The 21,962-nt window shown below is 59.5% G+C and carries 22 protein-coding genes; 14 read left to right on the top strand and 8 right to left on the bottom strand.

Features of this window, described 5'->3' with window-relative positions; translation table 11 throughout:
* Positions 1-2: 2 nt before the first annotated feature.
* Positions 3-791 carry a hypothetical protein gene (locus tag QMX93_RS16980; RefSeq protein ID WP_282357220.1) on the bottom strand — a complete coding sequence of 263 codons (789 nt, stop codon included), beginning with the start codon at positions 789-791 and terminating at the stop codon, positions 3-5.
* A 253-nt stretch (positions 792-1,044) separates the two neighbouring features.
* Between QMX93_RS16980 and QMX93_RS16975 the strand changes: the two genes are divergently transcribed.
* Complete coding sequence (locus tag QMX93_RS16975; RefSeq protein WP_282357217.1) at positions 1,045-1,641, top strand: MarC family protein; 597 nt, start codon at positions 1,045-1,047, stop codon at positions 1,639-1,641.
* A 57-nt stretch (positions 1,642-1,698) separates the two neighbouring features.
* On the opposite strand, the gene cobJ is transcribed toward QMX93_RS16975, so the two are convergent.
* The 7 genes from cobJ to QMX93_RS16940 all read right to left on the bottom strand — a co-directional run bounded on the left by cobJ (position 1,699) and on the right by QMX93_RS16940 (position 8,520).
* Positions 1,699-3,399, bottom strand: a complete 1,701-nt coding sequence (cobJ, locus tag QMX93_RS16970) for a precorrin-3B C(17)-methyltransferase (RefSeq protein WP_282357216.1) — start codon at positions 3,397-3,399, stop codon at positions 1,699-1,701.
* Entirely contained in the window at positions 3,399-4,130 is a 732-nt protein-coding gene (locus QMX93_RS16965) for a precorrin-2 C(20)-methyltransferase (protein WP_038360788.1), read from the bottom strand. The genes cobJ and QMX93_RS16965 overlap by 1 nt, the downstream gene beginning before the upstream one ends.
* Positions 4,130-4,756, bottom strand: a complete 627-nt coding sequence (locus QMX93_RS16960) for a precorrin-8X methylmutase (protein ID WP_053116894.1) — start codon at positions 4,754-4,756, stop codon at positions 4,130-4,132. Before QMX93_RS16960 ends, QMX93_RS16965 begins: the two co-directional genes overlap by 1 nt.
* A complete protein-coding gene (cobG, locus tag QMX93_RS16955; protein WP_282357214.1) occupies positions 4,749-6,047 on the bottom strand; it encodes a precorrin-3B synthase in 1,299 nt (432 codons plus the stop codon). Before cobG ends, QMX93_RS16960 begins: the two co-directional genes overlap by 8 nt.
* Positions 6,048-6,183: 136 nt before the next feature.
* Entirely contained in the window at positions 6,184-6,840 is a 657-nt protein-coding gene (locus tag QMX93_RS16950; protein ID WP_282357213.1) for a hypothetical protein, read from the bottom strand.
* A 50-nt stretch (positions 6,841-6,890) separates the two neighbouring features.
* A complete protein-coding gene (locus tag QMX93_RS16945) occupies positions 6,891-7,709 on the bottom strand; it encodes a hypothetical protein (RefSeq protein ID WP_282357211.1) in 819 nt (272 codons plus the stop codon).
* Positions 7,710-7,854: 145 nt separating this feature from the next.
* Positions 7,855-8,520 carry a hypothetical protein gene (locus QMX93_RS16940; protein ID WP_282357209.1) on the bottom strand — a complete coding sequence of 222 codons (666 nt, stop codon included), beginning with the start codon at positions 8,518-8,520 and terminating at the stop codon, positions 7,855-7,857.
* A 219-nt stretch (positions 8,521-8,739) separates the two neighbouring features.
* On the opposite strand from QMX93_RS16940, the gene cbiE reads away from it, so the two are divergent.
* The 13 genes from cbiE (at position 8,740) to QMX93_RS16875 (ending at position 21,846) form a co-directional block, all read left to right on the top strand.
* Entirely contained in the window at positions 8,740-9,951 is a 1,212-nt protein-coding gene (cbiE, locus tag QMX93_RS16935; protein ID WP_282357232.1) for a precorrin-6y C5,15-methyltransferase (decarboxylating) subunit CbiE, read from the top strand.
* On the top strand, positions 9,944-10,675 hold the full coding sequence (locus tag QMX93_RS16930) for a cobalt-precorrin-6A reductase (RefSeq protein ID WP_282357208.1): 732 nt from the start codon (positions 9,944-9,946) through the stop codon (positions 10,673-10,675). Before cbiE ends, QMX93_RS16930 begins: the two co-directional genes overlap by 8 nt.
* Positions 10,676-10,832: 157 nt before the next feature.
* Positions 10,833-11,135, top strand: coding sequence for a type II toxin-antitoxin system RelE/ParE family toxin (locus QMX93_RS16925; RefSeq protein WP_053116890.1), 303 nt, complete (start codon positions 10,833-10,835; stop codon positions 11,133-11,135).
* 3 nt (positions 11,136-11,138) lie between these two features.
* Positions 11,139-11,429: an addiction module antidote protein gene (locus QMX93_RS16920; RefSeq protein WP_053116889.1), complete on the top strand. Its 291-nt coding sequence runs from the start codon at positions 11,139-11,141 to the stop codon at positions 11,427-11,429.
* A 99-nt stretch (positions 11,430-11,528) separates the two neighbouring features.
* Positions 11,529-11,927 (top strand): DUF2946 domain-containing protein, encoded by a 399-nt coding sequence (locus tag QMX93_RS16915; protein WP_282357207.1) that lies wholly within the window; start codon positions 11,529-11,531, stop codon positions 11,925-11,927.
* A gap of 48 nt (positions 11,928-11,975) precedes the next feature.
* Positions 11,976-12,455, top strand: a complete 480-nt coding sequence (locus tag QMX93_RS16910) for a copper chaperone PCu(A)C (RefSeq protein WP_282357206.1) — start codon at positions 11,976-11,978, stop codon at positions 12,453-12,455.
* Positions 12,456-12,476: 21 nt separating this feature from the next.
* Entirely contained in the window at positions 12,477-12,923 is a 447-nt protein-coding gene (locus QMX93_RS16905; protein WP_053116886.1) for a DUF2946 domain-containing protein, read from the top strand.
* Between the two features lie 84 nt (positions 12,924-13,007).
* Entirely contained in the window at positions 13,008-15,128 is a 2,121-nt protein-coding gene (locus QMX93_RS16900) for a TonB-dependent copper receptor (protein WP_282357204.1), read from the top strand.
* Positions 15,129-15,228: 100 nt separating this feature from the next.
* Entirely contained in the window at positions 15,229-16,608 is a 1,380-nt protein-coding gene (locus QMX93_RS16895) for a PepSY domain-containing protein (RefSeq protein WP_282357202.1), read from the top strand.
* A 151-nt stretch (positions 16,609-16,759) separates the two neighbouring features.
* Positions 16,760-18,883 (top strand): TonB-dependent receptor, encoded by a 2,124-nt coding sequence (locus QMX93_RS16890; RefSeq protein WP_282357201.1) that lies wholly within the window; start codon positions 16,760-16,762, stop codon positions 18,881-18,883.
* Positions 18,884-19,106: 223 nt separating this feature from the next.
* Positions 19,107-19,895 carry an ABC transporter ATP-binding protein gene (locus QMX93_RS16885; RefSeq protein WP_282357200.1) on the top strand — a complete coding sequence of 263 codons (789 nt, stop codon included), beginning with the start codon at positions 19,107-19,109 and terminating at the stop codon, positions 19,893-19,895.
* Entirely contained in the window at positions 19,892-20,839 is a 948-nt protein-coding gene (locus QMX93_RS16880; RefSeq protein ID WP_282357199.1) for an ABC transporter substrate-binding protein, read from the top strand. The genes QMX93_RS16885 and QMX93_RS16880 overlap by 4 nt, the downstream gene beginning before the upstream one ends.
* Entirely contained in the window at positions 20,836-21,846 is a 1,011-nt protein-coding gene (locus tag QMX93_RS16875) for an iron ABC transporter permease (RefSeq protein WP_282357198.1), read from the top strand. The genes QMX93_RS16880 and QMX93_RS16875 overlap by 4 nt, the downstream gene beginning before the upstream one ends.
* The last annotated feature ends 116 nt before the right edge of the window (positions 21,847-21,962 follow it).

The raw sequence follows: 21,962 nt of genomic DNA, 5'->3' as shown, positions 1-21,962 counted from the left end.
TATCAGAGGTCGTAATCAACCTTCTTAACGAGGTGATTTACAATTTTGTCTGCCACAACCTGGCGGGTGGCCGCGGCGACCATTTCATTTTTTTCGAATACCGTTTCTCCGCGATACAGATTCACGTTGCGGATATCCACATCGACAAACAATACTTTGGTGGAGGAGTTGCGACGGTGAAAACGTACTGCACCTACGGCAAAGATGGTTGTACCGTTAACATCAGCGCACGATCCGGCAGTGACACCACCCACACCGTTTTCCAGCAGGTTTCGTTCATAAAGCGTCAAAGCAGTATCACGCTTCTGCAGAGCAGTAATGGCTTCGCTTGCAACTTTAAGCATCAGAGCGGTGCCTGGGCCAGGTACCGCAAGTCCTGCAATGACCGACGACAGAATGTCCAGAACCAGCTTATCCATGCGAACACTGCTGCCGCTGACACTCAGATCGCTGTAAAACTTGCTGATCGGCGTCCAGCCGATATTGGTCATCACTTCGCGGAACAGCATGTACCATTCTTTACCCTGATGTTCCAGCGGATATTGTTTGTTTGCCGCCAGGGATGCGTATAGAAATGCGTTTTGAGCGTCTGTTCTATTAACGCCTGTGAGGTTACCACTAAAAGTGATAATGCCTTCGCCGACGATAGACGCTTTGGTTGGATCTACTACATCATCACTTGCCGCAAACAACCCACGAGGCTGGCCGCGCACCGGCTCACCCAAATCATACTCTTGCAAACTTTGAACACAGGAAGATATATAGTTCTTACTAACAGTTTGAGCAGTCACAATAGAATCCTTATTAATATTCTTACAAGCTCATCATGAACTTGCCAGAAGAACAATAACCAAACTAAACCAACCTGACAAACTCAAACATGTAACAGCATATCCTTAATAAAATTTATAATCCGACAACTAACACTCATTGAGCAACATCATGAAAAAGCGAAACCACTACAAGATCCTTGCAACTCGCCCCCACAGACAATTGATCGGCTGATAGACTCCTTTCACCCCACTCCGAATGCGAGCCGAAACCATGCTCCATGTGTTGTTCAGCGTTTACCTGAAGATGCTCGTGCTTTACAGCCCGTTTTTCGTGCTGTCCTGCTTCATCAGCCTGACCCGCGGTTATTCGCGCAAGGAGCAACGGCGTCTGGCGTGGAAAGTCGCCCTCGCAACGCTGATTTCCAGTGTCTTGCTGTATTTGTTCGGTCGGGTAATTTTCGACGTGTTTGGCATCACCGTAGACGCCTTCCGCATCGGTGCTGGCAGCGTGCTGTTCATCTCGGCGCTGGGGATGGCGCAGGGCAAACCGGCAGTGCAGGCTGACAACGTGCAGCAGGACGTGACCATCGTGCCGCTGACCATTCCGATCACCGTCGGGCCTGGCACCATCGGTGCCTTGCTGGTGATGGGCGTGAGCCAGCCTCACTGGGACGACAAGCTCACGGCGATCATGAGTATCACACTGGCCAGTTTTACCGTTGGCGTGGTGTTGTACCTGTCGAACCGAATCGAACGGATTCTCGGCGATCAGGGTTTGCAGATTGTCAGCCGTTTGATGGGGCTATTTGTTTGCGCACTGGCGGCGCAAATCATCTTCACCGGGGTGAAAGGCTATCTGGTGCCCTGATCTGAATCCTTGGTAAACGCAGAAATAAATTGGCTCCGTAGAGCCGCTTTTTTTGCATCAGCCTTTTGGCTTCTCGCCATACCAGCGCGGCGTGTAAACCCAATCACCCCCAGTTGCGCGAGGAAAGGTGCAAGTGGTGGACGAACCGATCAGTACCATCGTGCGCATGTCCACCTGATCCGGTGTCAGCGCGCCCAGCGTGGTGGTGCGCAATGTTTGCCCCGGTCGGCCAATGTCCCGCCCCAACACCACTGGCGTTTCTGAGGTGCGATGTTGTGCGACGATTTCCAGCGCTCGCCCCAACTGCCATGGCCGCGCCTTGGAAATAGGGTTGTAGAACGCCAGCGCCAGATCCGCTTCCGCCGCCAGATCCAACCGCTTCTCGATGATCGACCACGGCTTGAGGTTGTCCGACAGCGACATCACGCAGAAATCGTGCCCCAGCGGCGCACCGGCCTGTGCGGCGGTGGCCAGCGATGCGGAAACGCCGGGAAGAATTTCCAGATCGACGCTGTGCCAGGCGGGATCATCCGACTCGTGCAGCGCTTCGAGCACCGCCGCTGCCATGGCGAACACGCCGGGATCGCCCGAAGAAACCACGATCACCGAACGGCCTTCGGCGGCTAGTCGGAAAGCGTGACGGGCGCGCTGCATTTCTTCGCGGTTGTCGGTGCAATGCTGCACTTGATCGTCGCGGAACGGGCCGGCCATGCGCACATAGGTTTCGTAGCCGAGCACATCGGTACAACGCGCCAGTTCGGCTTTGACGGCGGGAACCATCAGTTCGGCAGCGCCGGGGCCAAGGCCGATGACGGCCAAACGACCGCGTGGGCGACCGACATGAGCAACGTCCAGCGGCTGCTCGGCAATCGCGATGGCGAGGTTGTTTGCGGTCACGATGCTCGCTGAAGGTACGGCATTAAGTGCCAATGCTTCGAGATCAGTTTGCGCAGCGACAAACCGCAGCGGCACGCCCAGTTCAAGCGCTGCATCACGCAAGTTCGCCGAAACCATGTCACTGTCAGCGGCAACCAGACACGCCAGCGATTGCAACGCGACTTTCGCCTGCTGCAGCGCTTTGCGAACGGCGCTCGACAGATCGACAACGTCGGCACTGACCGCCACCGCCACACTGCGCGGATAAATCAGTAATTCGTTGGCGCTGACTTCACGCTCAGCACTGCTGACATGAATCGAACGCTGCGCCTGCGGGTCTTCCGGCAGTTGCGCCTGACCCAGCCACGGCGCCTCGCCTTCAATACGCACGCTGTGCCCGGCCAGCAGGTCGGAGACAAAACGCTTGCCCAGTTCCAGATCGGCGAGCGCATAACCGCTGGGTGGATTGAGCAGGCAAGTGCCAAAGCGCAATTCGCCACTGGTGGTGATCGCCGCCGTCACTTGCAGCCCGGCAGCGATTTCCCGCGCCATGACATTCACCCCGCCGAGGCCGCCGAGCAGCGGCACCACCGCGCTGCCATCTTCAGCCACTGCGAGCACGGCAGGTTCGGCGCCCTTCTCCAGCAACAGCGGCGCCAGTGTGCGGATGACAATGCCCGCAGCGCACAGCGCAATGATCGGCGTGTTGTGCTGATACAGATCGCGCAAGGTCGCGCCGAATTCCTGATAGCTGCAATCGGCGCCTTCAACGCGCCCGGCGAGGCCGTGGATCTGCGCCGCCGGATAGACCTGCTGAATGCGACGGGCCGTGGCCAGGCTGGCCTGACCGAGAATGATGATCGCGGGTGTGGAGTGAGTCATCAGCCCTGCCACCGTTCGCCCGGCACGATGATCAGCGAGAAGTACGGCGAGGACATCGGCTCCACCTGATCCATCGGCACGATCTTCTGATTGGCCATGGTCGCGCGCTCGACATACAGCGCGCGCTCGGCCAGACCGAGTTCTTCCAACACCTGACGCACCTTCGGGAAGTTACGGCCCAGCTTCATGATCACGGCGGCGTCAGCATCGGCCAGACGTCGCTTCAATTCTTCATGGGGCAACACGCCGGAGAGCACCGACAGGCTTTGATTGCGATACACCAACGGCGCGCCCAGCACCGAAGCGCCACCGAGCATCGAGCAAACGCCCGGCACCACTTGCGCTTCATAGCGCGTGGCGAGGCGATCGTGCAGGTACATATAGGAGCCGTAGAAGAACGGATCACCTTCGCAAATCACCGCGACATCGCGACCGGCATCGAGATGCGCGGCGACGGTTTCGGCGGCTTCATCGTAGAAATCGCTGATGACTTGTTCGTAAGAAAGCGGCGCCGGCAATGCTTCGGTAGTCACCGGATACACCAGCGGCAGCAGGTTCTGCGCTTCTTGCAGATGCGCTTCGATGATGCCGAACGCGTTGCCCTTTTTGCCCTTGGCGACGAAGTACGCGACCACTGGCGATTCGCGCAGCAAGCGCAGCGCCTTGACGGTAATCAGTTCTGGATCACCGGGGCCGACGCCCAGGCCAATCAAACGTCCTTTAGCCTGCATCATTCAATCTCCGTGGCGAGGGCATTGACGGCGGCGGCGGCCATGGCGCTGCCACCGAGGCGGCCTTGCATGATCACGAACGGCACGCCACGGCTGTCGGCGGCCAGTGCCGCTTTCGATTCGGCAGCGCCAACGAAGCCGACCGGGAAGCCCAGAATCAGCGCTGGTTTTGGTGCGCCTGCATCGAGCATTTCCAGCAGATAGAACAGCGCGGTTGGCGCGTTGCCGATCACCACCACACTGCCTTCAAGGTGCGGACGCCACAGTTCCAGCGCAGCGGCGGAACGAGTGTTGCCCAGCTCGCGCGCCAGCTCCGGCACGCTGTCATCGCGCAGAGTGCAGATCACTTCGTTGTTGGCCGGCAGGCGCGCACGGGTCACGCCTTCGGAGACCATCCGCGCATCACACAGAATCGGCGCACCGGCGGCCAGCGCCTCGCGCCCGGCCTTGCCCGCGCCTTCGGAAAACTGCAGACCGTCGATGGCCTCGACCATGCCGCAGGCGTGAATCACCCGCACCGCGAGTTTTTCCAGATCGGCCGGGATTCGCGCGAGGTTGGCTTCGCTGCGAATGATCGCGAAGGAGTTGCGATAGATCTCCTGACCGTCGCGAATGTAATCAAGCATCAAGGGGGCTCCGGGAGCGGGCGTCGAGCAGGGTCGCGGCCGCTTCAATAGTAAGATTGCGTGCGTGCAACGCGCCGAAACCCGGCAGCGTCGCATCGCGAAAATAGAGGTCGTAATGACCGGGGCTGACCGCCAGCAACGTCACCGGCGCACGGTGCGCGGCGGCGCAGGAACGCGAGCAACCGGACAGGTGCACGCTGAGCGCCGAGGGCAGCAGCGTGGCCAGATGGCGGGCGTCTTGTTTGGTGTCGGCGAGGCCTTTGCCGCAGCCGTTGGAACCGGTGCAGGCAATCAGGCGCGACAGCGGTTCGCTCGGGTCGGTCAGCAGGTTGAGTTGCTTGAGGCCTTGCAGCACCTCGGCGGCGTTGGTGATTTTGACGTCGGGCAGCAACAGGCTTTGCCACGGGGTGAAACGCAGGTGGCCGTTGCCGAACTGGCGAGCCAATTGTGCGACACCGCGCAGCATTGTCGGATCGAGACGACCGAGCGCTGGTACGGCGCCGATGTACACCAAATCCGAGGTGTTTTGCGGATGAACGCCGATGTGCAGATTGTCCGCCGCTGGCAAACGCTCCCGATCGCTGACAGCTTGCAGGGTAACCCGCTGAGCGAGTTTTTCGAGAAACTGCGCAGGCGTCGTTTCGCTGAACAAATGGCGCATCCGCGTTTGCTCAGGGCGCGCCAGATCAAGGAACAATTCAAGCACCGCGACCACCAGCGCATGGCCGTTGTCCAGTGCCACCGCACCAAGCGCACGATCCGTCGGGCAACCCGCCAGACCGAATGCCAGCAATGTCTCGCCGTCCTTTTTGAAGGCCGACAACCACAGGTCATGCGGGTGTTCGAGCATCGCCAAGGCTTCAGCGCCGTCCAGTTGCACGGCGAACTTGGCGCTCAATTCATGAAAGCGCGGATGGTTTTGCAGGGTGTCGAGGATCTGTTCGGCGAGCGGACGAGTGTCGAATTGCATCTGCTGGTCGATCCCGGCAGCCGGGCTGAGCATCAGGTTGCGCACGTCGTCGCCGGCGGCGGATCGCGGGCCGAGGCCGGTAGCCAACAGGCTGTCGATCAATGCAGAGGACTGCGCGCCGATCCCGCGAATCTGCAGATTGGCGCGGTTGGTCGCCTCGATAGCACCGCTGGCGAACTGTTGCGCCGCCTTCGCCACCGCATCCGCCTGCTCGGCGCTGATCGAGCCACCGTTGAGTTTGATCCGACAGATCCCGCCATCCAATGCCTGAACGATACGCAGCAACCCCGGACAAGCCGAGGGGCGTATGGCAGTGGACATCGGGCGTTCGTTCAAGGGGCGAACCGGTGGCGAGGGAAAGGCGCGGTATTATGCCTGCTTTGTTCACCGGCATGAAAAGTCTGCCCGTCGGTTTTGCAAGACATATCCCTCGACGGGCATTGCCCTCGCAGGCATTTCAGGCCAACGCGATGATTTGCTCTTGGCGGCGCTCGCCCAGTAACGAGATAACCTTGGCCCGGGAAAAACCATAATCCTCGGGATCGATCAGCGCTTTGTAGCCTTCGACAAACACGCGGCCCTGGATATTTTTGTTACTGAAACGATGATAAAGCACATTATCAACGACGATTTCTGCAACTTCAAAAGACACGACCACAGTCGATACCGCTGTCCCGGAAGAAACAAAGCCCAACATAAATCTTATGCAATTCCCCTCCAACAAAACATGTGGCTGGATACTCTGATTAGCAACCGCGGCGGAGACTTGCTTCAACTGCAACTCGATCGCTGAAGCGCACACGCGTGTGACCGTCGCGGGAATCCAGCTGTGCAGAAGTCTGGTTGCCAACTCCAACACGGTAAAGCTTTCAGGCAAAGGCGCCGGAAAATTTACGCCCGGGTTGTCCAGCAACAGGGCACCGGTGGCTCTCAATGCCATGTTATTAGCGTGGGCCCATGACTCAACGTCGCGGCCATCGAACACTTTATGGGAGGCGACTGTTTGAGCATACAGCAGCGCATCAAGGCTATCGGATCGGTCTGCTGCGGATAATTCGTCCGCCACCAGAATGACCGCGCCGGCGCAGACGAAAGTTTTAAATCCTGTGTTCATTTTCAGCTTCCTGGAAAGCCAGAGACTCGCATCTCTGGCTTTATTTAAACTCAGGCCTTTGTACCGAACTCATAGCTAAGCGCTTTTTCACGCTGCTCGGTCAGCGCTTTGACAATCAGCGGCTCGACCATCAAGTAATCCTCTTCATCCATGTGCATGGTGGCCGCGCCGTTATAGATTTCAACCGCCGAAGTGGCCCACTCGACGAACAACACTTTGGTCGGTTGCGCAGTGGCGAGGTATTGCACGGCTGCAACGGCCAGGGTAATGCCACCGTCGGTATCTTCCAGGGCACTGGACATGCAGAAGTTGCCACCCTCGGCTTTCTTCGAGTTATTTTCAAAAAGCTTCAATGCTTCAGGCTCGTTCTTCAGTGCATCCATGGTTGCATCGGCGACAGTCGACAGCACCTTCAATGCTGTCTGACCTTGGCCAATGGCTGCACCCACTGCCCCATGAATAATGGTCAAGGCAACATTGTCCATCGTGAGCTTTTGCGAAGAAGCACTGTAGCGATTATACGGCTGGCTGAAGGCGAACCATCCGGTCAATTTCATCAGTCGCATGAACTCGTTGTATCGTTGTTCTTTCTGACTGGCCGCCGGAAACTTGAGCAGGGCCACCAGGTCGGCATACATGTACGTATTCTTGACGATACGCTTGCTGCGCTTGGACATGCTCGCATCAAAACCTGCGATACCCGACCCCATGATGGCGGCGTTCAGTTCATCCTTGTCAATCGGCAAGTTCGCAGCGGCCCGAACGGTGCGCGCATGCATTACTGGTTGTGCCGCGACAAACTCATTGCACTCCGCAATTAATGCAACACGTTGAGCAGCAGAAGTTACCTGTTCTTTTACTTCAGTCATGACTATTGATTCCCTGCAATTATTTAAACGCCTTCTTGGCGTAAAACCAAATTAGCCCCACGTTTAAAATTAATCAACTTCCGTTCCATTCAATTCATTTCAGCTGTCACGCCAACACTAAAATCGTTTCATCTCCAGCCACCATTTAACGCGTCAGTTCAATTTCCGCCGTACGCATTTCAAGCACCGCCTCGCTTAATCGTGCGCGATACTCTTCCATCTGTCGCGGTTTGATTGCAAAGCGCCTGGACTGGATATCAAGTTGCGCACCGCTGTGCTGTACCGTCCAGAATAGATAATTTGAACTCCAGTCAGCGTGCAGAAAGCGCACGTTGCTAATCACGATCTCCAACTCTTTTTGCGCATTGTATTGCGCTGGGGAAAAACGAAAGTCTGCCCATGCGCGCGCGCCATCGGATAACACATCGATTCCAGCCGGGCTAAACTCAAGTAACTGAAAAGTCTCTTTCATTGCGGCAATTTTTGATCGGCTTATCAGCGTCGCCACCGACTTGGCCCACCTGTCCAACACGTTTCCTGTAAAGTCTTCGTCGGCAACAATTACCGGTTCGTATTCCAACCCCCAGCCAACAGACCACAGGACGCCAGAGTAAAATTCGAACCATGCCGCAGGTTCATGTTTTCTGTTATGGCGTTGATCCGCTCTAAACTCCGCCCAGCGCATACTGTCTTTAATAAACCGTTGATCTACCTTGGCCACACCCGATAGAAACGACAGTAAATTGCCTCCCATTACGACTGAAGCACCGCCATCAAGTAAAGTACTTGCAGCCCGCTGCGTCTCACTCATATCTACACTCCTGTATATTTAAGGTGCCTTGCCTGGCACTCATTATTAATGCCTGTTCAGCTGCGCATTGCACTGAGAATAACAACCTCAAAACAATTCCAATAAAAGCAACTAAAACAATTAGTGTCCGTTCGCCAATTAACAGATCGAAAGCAGTCAGTTGGCAGCCATCGCGCTATCATGTCGCCGGATAATGGCAAGCACACGATTGAGGAAGGTATGGCCCCTTGGCTGACGGTTGTAGGCATCGCTGAAGATGGCTTTAAAGGCCTTGGTAAAAACGCCCGGCGCGCCCTGATGAACGCCTCGCGGATTATCGGTGGGCAGCGTCAGCTGGATTTGCTGCCGGTGTGCATTCGCGGCGAACGACAGTTGTGGCCGAGCCCGTTTTCTCTCGCGCAGGTGCTTGAGCAGCGCGGCGAAGCGGTCTGTGTGTTGGCCAGCGGCGATCCGATGTTCTACGGCGTTGGCGCCAGCCTGGCGCGGCAGGTACCGAGCGATGAGATGCTGATTCTGCCCGCACCGTCGTCCTGCTCACTGGCGGCGGCAAGGCTGGGCTGGCCGTTGCAGGAAGTGAGCATCGTGTCGTTGGTGGCGCGGCCACTGGTAGCGCTCAATGCGCAGTTGTTCAGCGGCGTGCGGTTGCTGCTGTTGAGCAATGACGGACAGAGCCCGGCGGCAGTTGCGCAATTGCTGCGTGAGCGCGGCTTTGGTTCGAGTCGCATGAGCGTGTTCGAACACTTGGGTGGCGATGCCGAGCAACGGATCGACGCCAGCGCCCACGACTGGAACCTTGCCTCGACGGCCGACCTCAACCTGATCGCCATCGAATGCCTCGCCGACGCCAACACGCCACGTTTGTCGCGTCTTGCCGGACTGCCCGACTCGGCGTTCAAACATGACGGCCAACTGACCAAACGCGACGTGCGTGCCATCACCCTCGCCCGCCTCGCCCCGACGCCCGGCGAATTGCTCTGGGACGTCGGCGCCGGCAGCGGCTCGATCGGCATCGAATGGATGCGCACACATCCGAGCTGTCGCGCGCTGGCCATCGAAGCCGATGACGGTCGTCAGCAATTGATCGAGCTCAACCGCGATGCGTTGGGCGTGCCCGGTTTGCAGTTGATTCGCGGCAAGGCTCCCCAAGCGCTGCAAGGTCTGGAGCGCCCGGATGCGATTTTCATCGGCGGCGGCGTCACCCGTGAGGGCGTGCTTGAAACGTGCTGGGAACGGCTCAAACCCGGCGGGCGTCTGGTGGCCAACGCCGTGACCCTGCAAAGTGAAGTCACCCTGATGAGCTGGCGCGAACGTTTCGGCGGTGAGCTGACGCGCATTCATGTCGCGCAGGCGCAGCCGCTGGGCGAGTTTGATACGTGGCGACAAGCGTTGCCGATCACTTTGCTTGATCTGGTTAAACCCTTCGATGCGTAAACGAATCCTGCTGCTCGGCGGCGTAACCGAAGCACTCGCCATCGCCCGTACGCTGGGGCCGGAGCACATTTACAGCCTCGCCGGTGTCGGTCGTGTGCCGACCGATCTGACCTGTCAGGTGCGCGTCGGCGGTTATGGCGGTGCCGAAGGTCTGGCGCTGTTTATTCGCGCGGAAGCCATCGACCTGCTGCTCGACGCCACGCACCCGTACGCCGCACAGATCAGCCAGAACGCCGCCACCGCTGCGCATCTGACCGGCATCCCCTGCTGGGCCCTGCGCCGCCCGGCGTGGCAGCCGCAAGCGGGCGATGACTGGCGCGAAGTCAGCGACTGGGCGGAGCTGATCAATGCCCTCAAACCCTTCCGCCGTCCGCTGTTTACCCTTGGCCGAGAACCGTTGCAGCACCTCGACGAGATCCCCGCCGAGCAATTCTGGACGCTGCGCGCCCTAGACGTTTATCCCGGTAACGAACGCTGCGAAGTCATCGGCGCGCGCGGGCCGTTCCTGATCGACGATGAACGCGCCTTGTTCGAACGCCGGCAGATCGATGTGCTGATCAGCAAAAACAGCGGCAGCACCGCCACCGAGCCGAAACTGGAAGCGGCACGCGAGCGTGGGGTGCCGGTGCTGGTGTTGAAGCGGCCGGTGTTGCCGGGGGTTGATCGGGAGTTTGGGTCGGCGTCTGAAGTCCTCGCGGCCCTCACGACGCAAGACTTTTCCTGACTTTCAATTTTTCTGCGAATTTGCCTGCAATTTTTGAGGACGCAGCCGACTGTTCTTCACTACACCTTCCCCCAATACTTCGGTTCCTTTGATCCCGACAAGCAGACAGCCAAGAAAAGCGGCTTGCCAGCTTGTATCCCACGGAATACGATTCAGAATGATCGTCGTTGAACGAACCCGCCTGTTTTCCGAATGGCTCGACTCCTTGAAAGACATCATCGGTAAAGGCCGAATCATCTCCAGACTCAAGGCAGCTGAACATGGCAACTTTGGCGACTGCGGGTTTGTGGGTGATACCGTTTATGAAATGCGCGTTCATTACGGCCCTGGTTACAGGATGTACTTCACACGTAAAGGCGAAGTGGTTTATCTGCTGTTGATCGGGGGCGACAAATCGACACAAAAGAGAGATATCAAACGCGCCGTGCAGATGGCGCATAACATCGGAAATGAGGAGTGAATCATGACCGAAGAATTCGCCCGTTTTGACGCTGCCGAATACCTCAAAACTCCCGAGGACATGGCGGCATATCTAGACGCCTGTTTTGACGACGATGAAGGCGATGGCGTTCTGATCCGTGCAGCGCTCAATGACATCGCCCGCGCTCAAGGCATGACGCAAGTGGCACGGGATGCAGGTTTGGGTCGCGAAAGTCTCTATAAAGCGCTGAGTAGCACTGGCAACCCTGAATTCGCAACTATCATGAAAGTCATGAAGGCACTCGGTATGAGGTTGCATGCCGTAGCGTCTTGAAAAACGCTGCGACACCAAACCGCACGACGCTTTTTTACTTATCGGCCCTGATCAGGCTAAATAGCCCGCGCCTGATCGCCCACCCAATGGATCTCTCCCATGAACCGACAACGGCTAGCATTTGCCTGGATCGCCTGCTTTGCAGTGCTGTTCAACATGCTCGCCATGCCGATGACGGGGGCGATGGCGCAGGCGGCCAATTCACCGGCCGAACAGTTGCTGTGGAGCAGTTTCTGCACCGGCAGCGGGACGAAGATGGTGGCGATCAACATCGGTTCCCCCGAGCAGAAGGCGCCGGCCAACGACACGCATTCCAACATGCAGCATTGCTGGTGTTGCTCGGGTTCTGCGCCATTGGTGGCGTTGCCGGGCCATTCGCCGCAGCTGTATTTCGCCCGCTATGAAAGCAATCACAGCGTCGCGCCGCTCTCACTGCAAACCCCTACTCCGCGCCAGCAATGGCCGAGCCTCAATCCCCGCGCCTCTCCTCTGGTTTGATTTGTTCTCGCAATTGACCTGCGTTTCAAATCGTTCTGGAGAACTGCCATGTTGAACAAACTCATCGTCATCGCTGCGCTGTTGCTGCCCGCGTGCTTCGCCAATGCCCACGAATACAAGGCTGGCGAGATTGAAATCGCCCACCCGTGGTCGCAGGAGTTGCCACCGAATGCGCCGACCGTAGCGGCGTATTTCGTGATTCAAAATGGCGGTAAAACGGCTGACCGCTTGCTCAGCGTCGACTCGCCGATCGCCCCCCAAGCGCAGTTGCATGAGCATGTGATGCAGGGCGATCTGATGAAGATGCAGCAGGTGCCTAGCGTGGAAATCCCTGCTGGCGGCAACGTGATATTTGCGCCGATGGCCTATCACGTGATGCTGCTCAACCCGACTGATCGCAGCCTGCTCACGGACGGCAAGCAATTCCCGCTGACGCTGCATTTCGAGAAGGCCGGCGACGTCACCGTCGAAGTTTCGGTGCAGAAGAAGCCCCCGGAAACCACGCAGGCTCACGCGCACGCTCAGTAAGCCTTCCGGCAGATTCCGCCCATGCGCCCGCTGAGCGCCAGGCCCTCCGCGCCACGCCGTCAGACTGAACACCTGACTCGCGGCAGCTGGATCGCCCTGTTCGCCATGTTGATGATTTTCATCGGCCCACTGATTTCTCAGTCGATGCCGATGGATCAGCACGCCTCGACCTCCATGCCAATGAGCATGGACATGTCGATGGACATGCCGGGGATGGATCACTCCGGACATGACGCGAAACCCAGCGCCGAACACTGCCCGCCACAATCCTCGCACCACGTGCTGTGGGAAAAATGCGGCTATTGCAGCCTGCTGTTCAATTGCCCGGCACTGACCGGCGGCGGCGATTTCGTCGCCTTCAACATTCCGCCACTCAACACTTTCACTCCGCCCTCCCCGCGCCTGGGCCACGCCCGGCAAACCTTCTTCCCCGGCGCCCGCAGCCGCGCACCACCCATCGCAGCGTAAACACGCACCTTTGATTGCACACGGTGGAGAAGACAGCTTCAGGCTGCCGGCCGTGTCGTTTACGACTGTTTGATGGAAATTGTCATGTCCAGGTTTGCTGCTGTTTCACGCTCGGGTTCCGCCCCGGTGTCCTTCGCTTTGAACGAATCACGGATTCGTTTCAGGCACGCTAGCGCTGTCCTTTGCGGCGTCCTGCTGTCCCCGTTGGTGTTGGCCGATGATCACACCGGCCACAACGAAGAGCTGAGTCCAACGGTGATCACCGCGATCGCGCCGAGCTCACCGCTGACCATCGTTACCAATCCAAAAGATCCACGCCAACCAGTGCCGGCCAGTGACGGCGGCGACTATCTGAAAACCATTCCGGGCTTCGCGCTGGTGCGCAATGGCGGCACCAACGGCGATCCGGTATTGCGCGGCATGTTCGGCTCGCGTCTGAACATCCTCACCAACGGCAGCATGCTGCTCGGCGCTTGCCCGGGCCGGATGGACGCGCCGACCTCGTACATCTCGCCGGAAACCTACGACAAACTCACCGTGATCAAAGGCCCGCAAACCGTGCTTTACGGCCCGGGCGCCTCGGCGGGCACAGTGTTGTTTGATCGTGAACCGGAGAGCTTCGGCGAACTCGGCACGCGGGTGAACGCCAGTGTCCTGGCCGGCTCCCACGGACGTTTCGACAAAGTGGTCGATGCCGCTGCCGGTGGCCCGCTGGGTTACGTGCGCGTGATCGGCAACACCGCGCATTCCGACGATTACCGCGACGGCAACAACGACATCGTCGCCTCGCGCTACGACAAGTGGAACGGCGACGTCGCGGTCGGCTGGACGCCGGATGCCGACACCCTGATCGAACTCACCGCCGGCAAGGGCGACGGCGAAGCGCGCTACGCTGGGCGCGGCATGGACGGCTCGCAGTTCCTGCGTGAAAGCCTCGGCCTGCGCTTCGAAAAATCCAACATCACCGACGTGCTGGAGAAACTCGAAGCGCAGGTCTACTACAACTACGCCGACCACGTGATGGACAACTACACGCTGCGCACGCCGTCGGGCACCGGGATGATGGCCGGGCCCATGGCGTCCAATGTCGACCGTCGCACCCTCGGTGCGCGGATCAAAGCGACCTGGCGTTGGGCCGACATTCAACTGATCACCGGCCTCGACGCGCAGACCAACGAACATCGCCAGCGCAGTTCAATGGGCGTCGACACCTACAAAGATCTGCCCTACACCAAGGACGCCGATTTCCATAACTACGGCGTGTTCAGCGAAATGACCTGGTACGCCGCCGACCGCGATCGGCTGATCACCGGCGCCCGCGTCGACCGCGCCTCGGCCAAGGATTATCGGCAAACCAGCGGGTCGGGAATGATGACCCGCCCCAATCCGACCGCCGACGACACCCGCGCCGACACCCTGCCCAGCGGCTTCGTGCGCTACGAGCATGACCTCGCTGACAGCCCGACCACGCTCTACGCCGGCCTCGGTCACGCGCAGCGCTTTCCGGATTACTGGGAGCTGTTCTCGGCGAGCAGCGGCCCGGTCGGTTCGCTCAACGCGTTCGATTCGATCAAACCGGAAAAGACCACGCAGTTCGATTTCGGCGTGAACTACAAGAGCGCCGATCTGGAAGCCTGGGCCTCGGGCTACATCGGCGTGGTGCGCGATTACATCCTCTTCGATTACACCCCGGGAATGATGGGCATGAGCACCTCGCGCGCCGAGAACATCGACGCGCGAATCATGGGCGGTGAACTCGGTGCCGCGTATCAACTCACCGACAACTGGAAGACCGATGCGACCCTGGCCTACGCCTGGGGCAAGAACAGCAGCGACGGTTCGGCCCTGCCGCAAATGCCGCCGCTGGATGCACGCTTCGGTCTGACCTATACCAAAGACAACTGGAGCGCCGGCGCACTGTGGAGGGTGGTTGCCGCGCAAAACCGTATCGACCAGAACAAGGGCAACGTGGTCGGCAAGGATTACGACAAGAGTTCGGGCTTCGGCGTGTTCTCACTCAACGGTGCCTACCGGATCAACAAAAACTGGAAGGTCAGCAGCGGCGTCGACAATTTGTTCGGCAAGGCTTACGCCGAACACCTGAACCTGGCGGGCAACGCCGGATTCGGCTACCCGGCCAACGACCCGCAAGCCATCAATGAACCAGGGCGCAAGCTCTGGACCAAGGTGGACATGAGTTTCTAACAAGAAAGTCAAAAGATCGCAGCCCGCATGTACCCCTGTAGGAGCTGCCGAAGGCTGCGATCTCTTGATCTAAAAAAATTCGCCAAGCGGAGCACACGTGATGAATCAGCCCAAACCGAATTTCTACAACCTGGCCTGGCGTTGGCATTTTTACGCCGGGCTCTTCGTCGCCCCTTTTATGGTGATGCTGGCCCTGACTGGCATGATTTACCTGTTCAAACCGCAGCTCGATTCATTGATGTACAGCAGCCTGCTCAACGTCCCCGCCGGTCATCACAGCGTCCCGGCCGATGACTTGCTGCAACGAGTAAAAAGCGCTTATCCACAAGGCCAGGTCACCCAATACCTGCCGCCGGTCAACGCCGAACGCAGCGCGCAATTTGTGGTGACCAACGCCGGTCACGAACTCAACGTGTTCGTCGATCCGTACCACGGCGACATCCTCGGCGAACAAGACGCCAAGCAAAACCTGCAAGCCATCGCCCGCGCGATTCACGGCGAATTGATGATCGGCACCGTCGGTGACCGCCTCATCGAAATGGCCGCCGGTTGGGGCGTAGTGTTGGTGGTGTCCGGGCTGTTTCTGTGGTGGCCGCGCGGTCAGGCCGCCGGCATTTTGTGGCCACGGCTGAACAGTCGCGGTCGTGTGTTGTGGCGGGATCTGCACGCGGTCACCGGGTTCTGGGGCGCGACATTGCTGCTGGTGATGCTGCTCAGTGGCATGACCTGGACCGGTTTCTGGGGCAAGCAATACGCGCAAGTGTGGAACGTGTTCCCGGCAGCGATGTGGGACAACGTGCCGACCTCCGATGTTGAAGCGCGAACCCTGAACAGCGCCACCCGCCAGACCGTGCCTTGGGCAATGGAAAACACGCCGATGCCGATGTCCGGCGACCACGCCGAACACATGGCCCACGGCGGCGCAAACGCTGGCCCGGCGGCACCGAGCATTAGCCTGCAAGACGTGCAAAACATCGCCACCGCGCGCAAGGTCGAACCGGGTTACAGCATCACCCTGCCAACCACCGCCACCGGCGTGTTCACCATCGCCGTGTTCGCCGACGATCCGCGCAACGACGCCACTCTGCACGTCGATCAATACACCGGCAAAGTCCTCGCCGATGTGCGTTTCGAACAATACGGCACGGTTGCCCGCGCCACCGAAATCGGCGTGATGCTCCACGAAGGCAAGATGTTCGGCACCTTCAATCAGATCGTCGTGTTGCTGATCTGTCTGATGATTCTACTCAGCGCCGTCAGCGGCGTGGTGATCTGGTGGAAACGTCGGCCACAAGGCAAATTCGGCGTGCCACCGCTGCGGCATGACCTGCCGAAATGGAAAACCGGCGTGGTCATCATGCTCGCGCTGGCGGTGATTTTTCCGCTGGTGGGGGCTTCGCTGGTGGTGGTGTGGTTGCTGGATCGACTGCTGCTGTCGCGGTTTGGTCGCCAACCTGAATCTGCCTCAACTTCATCATGAAGCAGGCGAGATGCGCGATTTAGACAGCTCTATAGACTGCCGGGGCTTATATGCCGGCAATTTTTAGTGTTACTGTATAACGCGAATTTGCCATTCTGCCCGCGACCACAAGTTGTGGGCTTTTCATTTGATGAAGTGATTCACCGTACCGATGAACAAGTACCTCTTGTCCAGCCTCTGCCTGTTCGCCATGAACAATGCCCACGCCGACAGCGCCCCCCTGACGTTGCCCACCGGCACCATCAGCGCGCCCGCCGTTGACGATGCAACCGTCAGCCTCACCACGCCGACCACCGCCGGTTCGCGGCTGAACCTCAGCGCCATGCAAACCCCGGCCAGCGTTGAAAGCCTCAGCGGCGAGCAAGTCCGCGCGCGCGGCGATCGCAGCGTGCAGGACGCGGTGTCGCGCAGCACCGGCATCAGCCGCACCGGGACGCCGGGCGATGGCGGCACATCGTTGCAGGCGCGCGGTTTCACCGGGCAGAGTTCGGTGATGCAGTTGTATGACGGCAACCGCATGTACACCGGCATGGGCACCGTCACGTTTCCGGTCGACACCTGGTCGGTCGAGCGTGTCGATGTGCTGCGTGGCCCGGCGTCGGTGTTGTACGGCGAAGGCGCGACCGGGGCGGTGGTCAACGTTATTCCGAAGAAGCCATTCGAGGGCGACATCGAAAATCATGTTCGCGTCGGTTACGGCTCTTACGACAGCCAGCAGCAGGCCTTCGACAGCGGCGGCTCACTGAGCGATACGTTGAGCTATCGCCTCAATCTCAATCGTCTGCGCAGCCACGGCTGGATCGATCGCGGCGACGCCTCCAGCGACTTCATCAGCGCGGCCCTGCGCTGGCAGGCCAGCGAAGATCTGGCGTTTACCCTCGCCCACGATTACGGCGATCAGCACCCGCAAAACTACTTCGGCACGCCGTTGATCAACGGCCATTTGCAGGACAGCCTGCGTTACAAGAACTACAACGTGCGCGACGACAAACAGCATTACAACGATCAGTGGACGCGTCTGACCAGCGACTGGCAGATCAACGACTCGGTCAGCGCCAGCAACGAGCTGTATTACCTCAAGGCCCAGCGCCGCTGGCAGAACGCCGAGAACTACAACTTCGACGCGGGCACGCAGCAACTCAGTCGCAGCGGCTATTTCGGCATCGGTCACAAGCAGGAACAGGTTGGCGACCGTCAGACCTTCACCTTCAAACACTCGCTGTTCGGCCTCGACAGCCAGACCGTCAGCGGCGTCGAGTACAACCGCATCCGCTTCCAGCTCAACAGCAACTCGCCGTTCAACGACGTGTTGCCTAACGGCCAGGCCGTGGATCTGTATCACCCGCAGGCCGGCACTTTCGAGAGCGCCGACCCTTATCGCGATCAGTTCGACAGCACCACCAAACAGATGTCGGTGTTCGCCGAGAACCGCACGCAGTTGAGTGAGCGCTGGTCGCTGGTGACCGGTGTGCGCCGCGATTACGTGCACGTTGATCGCAATAATCTGCTCGATGGCAGTCAGAGCGACAAGACCCTGACCGGCAACAACTGGAAGGCCGGGCTGGTGTTTACGTTGACGCCGGACACGTCGTTCTACGGCCAGATGGCGACCAGCACCGACGGTATTGGCGGGCTGATTTCTCTCAGCCCGAGCCAGCAGCAATACGATCTGTCGACCGCGCGCCAGACTGAAGTAGGCATGAAGCAGTTGTTCTGGGATCAGCGCGGCGAGTTCACCTTGGCGGCGTATCGCATTGTGAAAAAGAAGCTGCTGACTGACGATCCGGGCAACCCGACGCTTCAGCAGCAGGTGGGTCAGCAGTCGTCTAACGGGCTGGAAGCGAGCCTCGATCTGCAACTGCCGCACGCCTGGCAACTGCAAGCGAACGCGGCGATGGTGAAGGCCAAGTACGACGATTTCTCGGAGGTGGTGAACGGCCAGACGCTGTCGTATAACGGCAATCGTCCGGTGGACGTGCCAAGGCGTACGGCCAATCTATGGCTGAACAAAGCGCTTAGCGATGATCTCAAGGCCGGCGCCGGTGTGCGGTATGTTGATGCGCGTTACGCCGACATGGCCAACCGCAACGAGCTGCCGAGTTACACCGTGGTCGACGCGACGTTGTCGTGGCAAGCGCTGCGCAACACGACGCTGGGCTTGCAGGTAAACAACCTGTTTGACCGCCGGTATGCGCAAAGCCAATACAATGAGGGGCAGCAGTGGATCCTTGGCGAACCGCGCTCGTTTTTTGTCAGTGCTGATTACACCTTTTGATTGAAAAGCCTTGCCCTCACCCTAGCCCTCTCCCAGAGGTAGAGGTGACTGACCGAGGTGTTTGGGCAAGTTGCACCGACTTGAAATACCGAGTTGAACTGAAGCTTTGAAAAGCATGAAGATCGGCCCCCTTTCCCCCTCTACCCCTTGGGGGAGAGGGTTGGGGTGAGGGGGAAAAAATCTCACTGAACCACCACAATCACCAACATCACACCGGACCCGCATGACCTCACTCACCCTCACCGACCTCGCCTGGACACCGCTGGGCCACGGCCACTGTCATCACCAGTTCCAGCTGCGTGACGCCTCGTTGCAGGTGGCCGCCGGTGAGTTCGTCGGGTTGATCGGCCCCAACGGCAGTGGCAAAACCAGTCTGCTGCGCTGCGCCTATCGCTTCAGCGCGCCGGAAAGCGGTGAGGTCAGACTTGAACACCACAACGTCTGGAAACAGTCCTCACGCTGGTGTGCGCAACGCATCGCCGTGGTCTTGCAGGAGTTTCCCGATGCCTTCGGCCTGACCGTCGAAGAGGTCGTCGCCATGGGCCGCTCGCCGCACAAACGTCTGTTCGACGGCGACACCCGGGAAGACCGCGATCTGGCCACTCAAGCGCTGAAATCCGTCGGCCTCGAAGGCTTCGAAAACCACGCCTTCGCCACCCTCTCCGGCGGTGAAAAGCAACGAGTGATTCTCGCCCGCGCCCTGACTCAACAACCGCAACTGCTGATCCTCGACGAGCCGACCAATCACCTCGACCCGCGCTATCAGCTCGAATTGCTGCAACTGGTCAAACGCCTGAAGATCGGCACCCTCGCCAGCATCCACGACCTGAATCTGGCCGCAGCGTTCTGCGACCGTTTGTACGTGATCGATCACGGCCGCATCGTCGCCAGCGGCACGCCGCAAGAAGTCCTCACTGAAAAATTGCTGCGCGAGGTGTTCGGCGTCGAAGCGTTGATCGATGCGCATCCCCTCCACGGCTACCCGCGAATCACCTGGATAACCCGACCATGACCCTGCGTTCCCTGCTTTGCGTCGCCCTTCTGTTGTGCAGTGCCGAAGCCTTGGCCGAAGCGACCAAATACCCGCTGACCGTGCACAGCTGCAACCGCGACGTGACCTTCAAGGAAGCGCCGAAACACGCAGTCAGCCACGACATCAACATGACCCAGATGATGCTCGCCCTCGGCCTCAAATCGCGGATGGCCGGCTACAGCGGCGTCAGTGGCTGGAAGTCGGTGACACCCGAGATGCAATCGCTGCTCGACGGTCTGCCGGAGCTCGCGGCGAAGTACCCGTCGGTGGAAACCCTGCTCAACGCCAACGTCGATTTCTTCTTCGCCGGTTGGGATTACGGCATGCGCGTCGGCGGCGACCTGACGCCGCAAACCCTGCAACCGCTGGGTATCAATGTCTACGAGTTGACCGAGTCCTGCGCTTTCGTGATGAAGCGCCCGGCGGCGACGCTGGAGGACACTTACAACGACCTGCGCAACCTCGGCAAAATCTTCGACGTGCAGGATCGCGCCAATGCCTTGATCGCCGACATGCAGGCGCAAGTCGCTGCCGTGCGCAAAGACCTGCCAGCAGAAAAGCCGCGCGTGTTCCTTTATGACAGCGGCGAAGACCGCGCGATGACCTCTGGTCGTCTCGGCATGCCGCAAGCACTGATCGATGCGGCGGGCGGGCGCAATATTCTTGATGACGTCGACGCGAGCTGGACGCGGGTCAACTGGGAAACCGTGGTCGAGCACAATCCACAGGTGATCGTGATCGTCGACTACAGCGAAATTACTGCGCAGCAGAAGATCCAGTTCCTGCTCGATAACCAAGCCCTGCAATCGGTCGATGCGATCAAGAACCAGCGCTTCATCGTCATCCCGTATGTGCAGGCCACGCCGGGCATCGACAACGTGTTGGCGGTTGAGACTTTGGCCAAAGGTTTCCACGGCGAATGATCAACCGTCGCTATGCCTTGCTGCTGATCGCCCTCGGCGCCGTGTTGCTGGTGTCGTGCGTGGTCTCGCTCGGCTTCGGCCCGGCGCGGGTGCCGGTGGATGCGGTGTGGCGGATTTTGCTGCACAAGGCTTTCGGTGTTGGCGAGGTGAGCTGGAGCGCCGGGCAGGAACATATCGTCTGGCTGATTCGCGTGCCGCGTATGCTCCTCGGTGCGCTGGTCGGTGCCGGGCTGGCGCTGATCGGCGCGGTGCTGCAAGCGGTGACGCGCAATCCGCTGGCCGATCCGCATCTGCTTGGCGTCACCTCCGGGGCGACGCTGGGCGCGGTGATTGTGGTGCTGCACGTGGGCGAAATTGTCGGGATGCTGACCTTGCCGATTGCCGCGTTCATCGGCGCGCTGTTGAGCATGCTGGTGGTGCTGGCGATTGCCAGTCGCCATGGCCGGCTCGACAGTGACCGCTTGCTGCTGTGTGGCGTGGCGGTGTCGTTCGTGATGATGGCGATCGCCAATCTGCTGCTGTTCATGGGCGACCACCGCGCGAGTTCGGCGGTGATGTTCTGGATGCTCGGCGGCCTCGGGCTGGCGCGCTGGGAGTTGCTCGCGGTGCCAGCGGCCAGCGTGCTGCTCGGGTTGATGTTGCTGCTGGGCATGGCGCGACCGTTGAACGCATTGATGGCCGGCGAGCAGACCGCCGTGACCCTCGGTTTGAATGCACGCGCGGTGCGTTTACGGGTGTTCGTCATCGCCTCTTTGATGACCGGCGTGCTGGTATCGATCAGTGGCTCGATCGGTTTTGTCGGGCTGATGGTGCCGCACATCGCGCGGCGTCTGGTCGGTGCCGAGCATCGGCGTTTACTGCCGGCGTGCGTGCTGCTTGGCAGCATCTTTCTGGTTTGGGTCGATGTCGCAGCGCGCACATTGATCGCGCCGGAAGACTTGCCGATCGGCATCGCCACTGCTGCCATCGGCGGCCTCTTCTTCATCGGCCTGATGCGCCGCCGCTGACCCTCCACAGATTTCTCCCCCCTGTAGGAGCTGCCGAAGGCTGCGATCTTTTGATCTTTGGACGCGGAGCGTCCGCGGCTGCATTCCCACGCAGAGCGTGGGAACGATCAAGATCA

Source organism: Pseudomonas sp. PS01303 (genome assembly GCF_029959385.1).
Classification (GTDB): domain Bacteria; phylum Pseudomonadota; class Gammaproteobacteria; order Pseudomonadales; family Pseudomonadaceae; genus Aquipseudomonas; species Aquipseudomonas rustica.
This window is presented reverse-complemented; position numbering and strand designations above follow the sequence as displayed.

Bases quoted from the DNA above. Each gene is read 5' to 3' on its own strand.
- QMX93_RS16975 (WP_282357217.1), top strand. From the start codon at position 1,045: ATGCTCCATGTGTTGTTCAGCGTTTACCTGAAGATGCTCGTGCTTTAC.
- cobJ (WP_282357216.1), bottom strand. From the start codon at position 3,399: ATGACTCACTCCACACCCGCGATCATCATTCTCGGTCAGGCCAGCCTG.
- QMX93_RS16965 (WP_038360788.1), bottom strand. From the start codon at position 4,130: ATGCAGGCTAAAGGACGTTTGATTGGCCTGGGCGTCGGCCCCGGTGAT.
- QMX93_RS16960 (WP_053116894.1), bottom strand. From the start codon at position 4,756: ATGCTTGATTACATTCGCGACGGTCAGGAGATCTATCGCAACTCCTTC.
- cobG (WP_282357214.1), bottom strand. From the start codon at position 6,047: ATGTCCACTGCCATACGCCCCTCGGCTTGTCCGGGGTTGCTGCGTATC.
- QMX93_RS16950 (WP_282357213.1), bottom strand. From the start codon at position 6,840: ATGAACACAGGATTTAAAACTTTCGTCTGCGCCGGCGCGGTCATTCTG.
- QMX93_RS16945 (WP_282357211.1), bottom strand. From the start codon at position 7,709: ATGACTGAAGTAAAAGAACAGGTAACTTCTGCTGCTCAACGTGTTGCA.
- QMX93_RS16940 (WP_282357209.1), bottom strand. From the start codon at position 8,520: ATGAGTGAGACGCAGCGGGCTGCAAGTACTTTACTTGATGGCGGTGCT.
- cbiE (WP_282357232.1), top strand. From the start codon at position 8,740: ATGGCCCCTTGGCTGACGGTTGTAGGCATCGCTGAAGATGGCTTTAAA.
- QMX93_RS16930 (WP_282357208.1), top strand. From the start codon at position 9,944: ATGCGTAAACGAATCCTGCTGCTCGGCGGCGTAACCGAAGCACTCGCC.
- QMX93_RS16925 (WP_053116890.1), top strand. From the start codon at position 10,833: ATGATCGTCGTTGAACGAACCCGCCTGTTTTCCGAATGGCTCGACTCC.
- QMX93_RS16920 (WP_053116889.1), top strand. From the start codon at position 11,139: ATGACCGAAGAATTCGCCCGTTTTGACGCTGCCGAATACCTCAAAACT.
- QMX93_RS16915 (WP_282357207.1), top strand. From the start codon at position 11,529: ATGAACCGACAACGGCTAGCATTTGCCTGGATCGCCTGCTTTGCAGTG.
- QMX93_RS16910 (WP_282357206.1), top strand. From the start codon at position 11,976: ATGTTGAACAAACTCATCGTCATCGCTGCGCTGTTGCTGCCCGCGTGC.
- QMX93_RS16905 (WP_053116886.1), top strand. From the start codon at position 12,477: ATGCGCCCGCTGAGCGCCAGGCCCTCCGCGCCACGCCGTCAGACTGAA.
- QMX93_RS16900 (WP_282357204.1), top strand. From the start codon at position 13,008: ATGTCCAGGTTTGCTGCTGTTTCACGCTCGGGTTCCGCCCCGGTGTCC.
- QMX93_RS16895 (WP_282357202.1), top strand. From the start codon at position 15,229: ATGAATCAGCCCAAACCGAATTTCTACAACCTGGCCTGGCGTTGGCAT.
- QMX93_RS16890 (WP_282357201.1), top strand. From the start codon at position 16,760: ATGAACAAGTACCTCTTGTCCAGCCTCTGCCTGTTCGCCATGAACAAT.
- QMX93_RS16885 (WP_282357200.1), top strand. From the start codon at position 19,107: ATGACCTCACTCACCCTCACCGACCTCGCCTGGACACCGCTGGGCCAC.
- QMX93_RS16880 (WP_282357199.1), top strand. From the start codon at position 19,892: ATGACCCTGCGTTCCCTGCTTTGCGTCGCCCTTCTGTTGTGCAGTGCC.
- QMX93_RS16875 (WP_282357198.1), top strand. From the start codon at position 20,836: ATGATCAACCGTCGCTATGCCTTGCTGCTGATCGCCCTCGGCGCCGTG.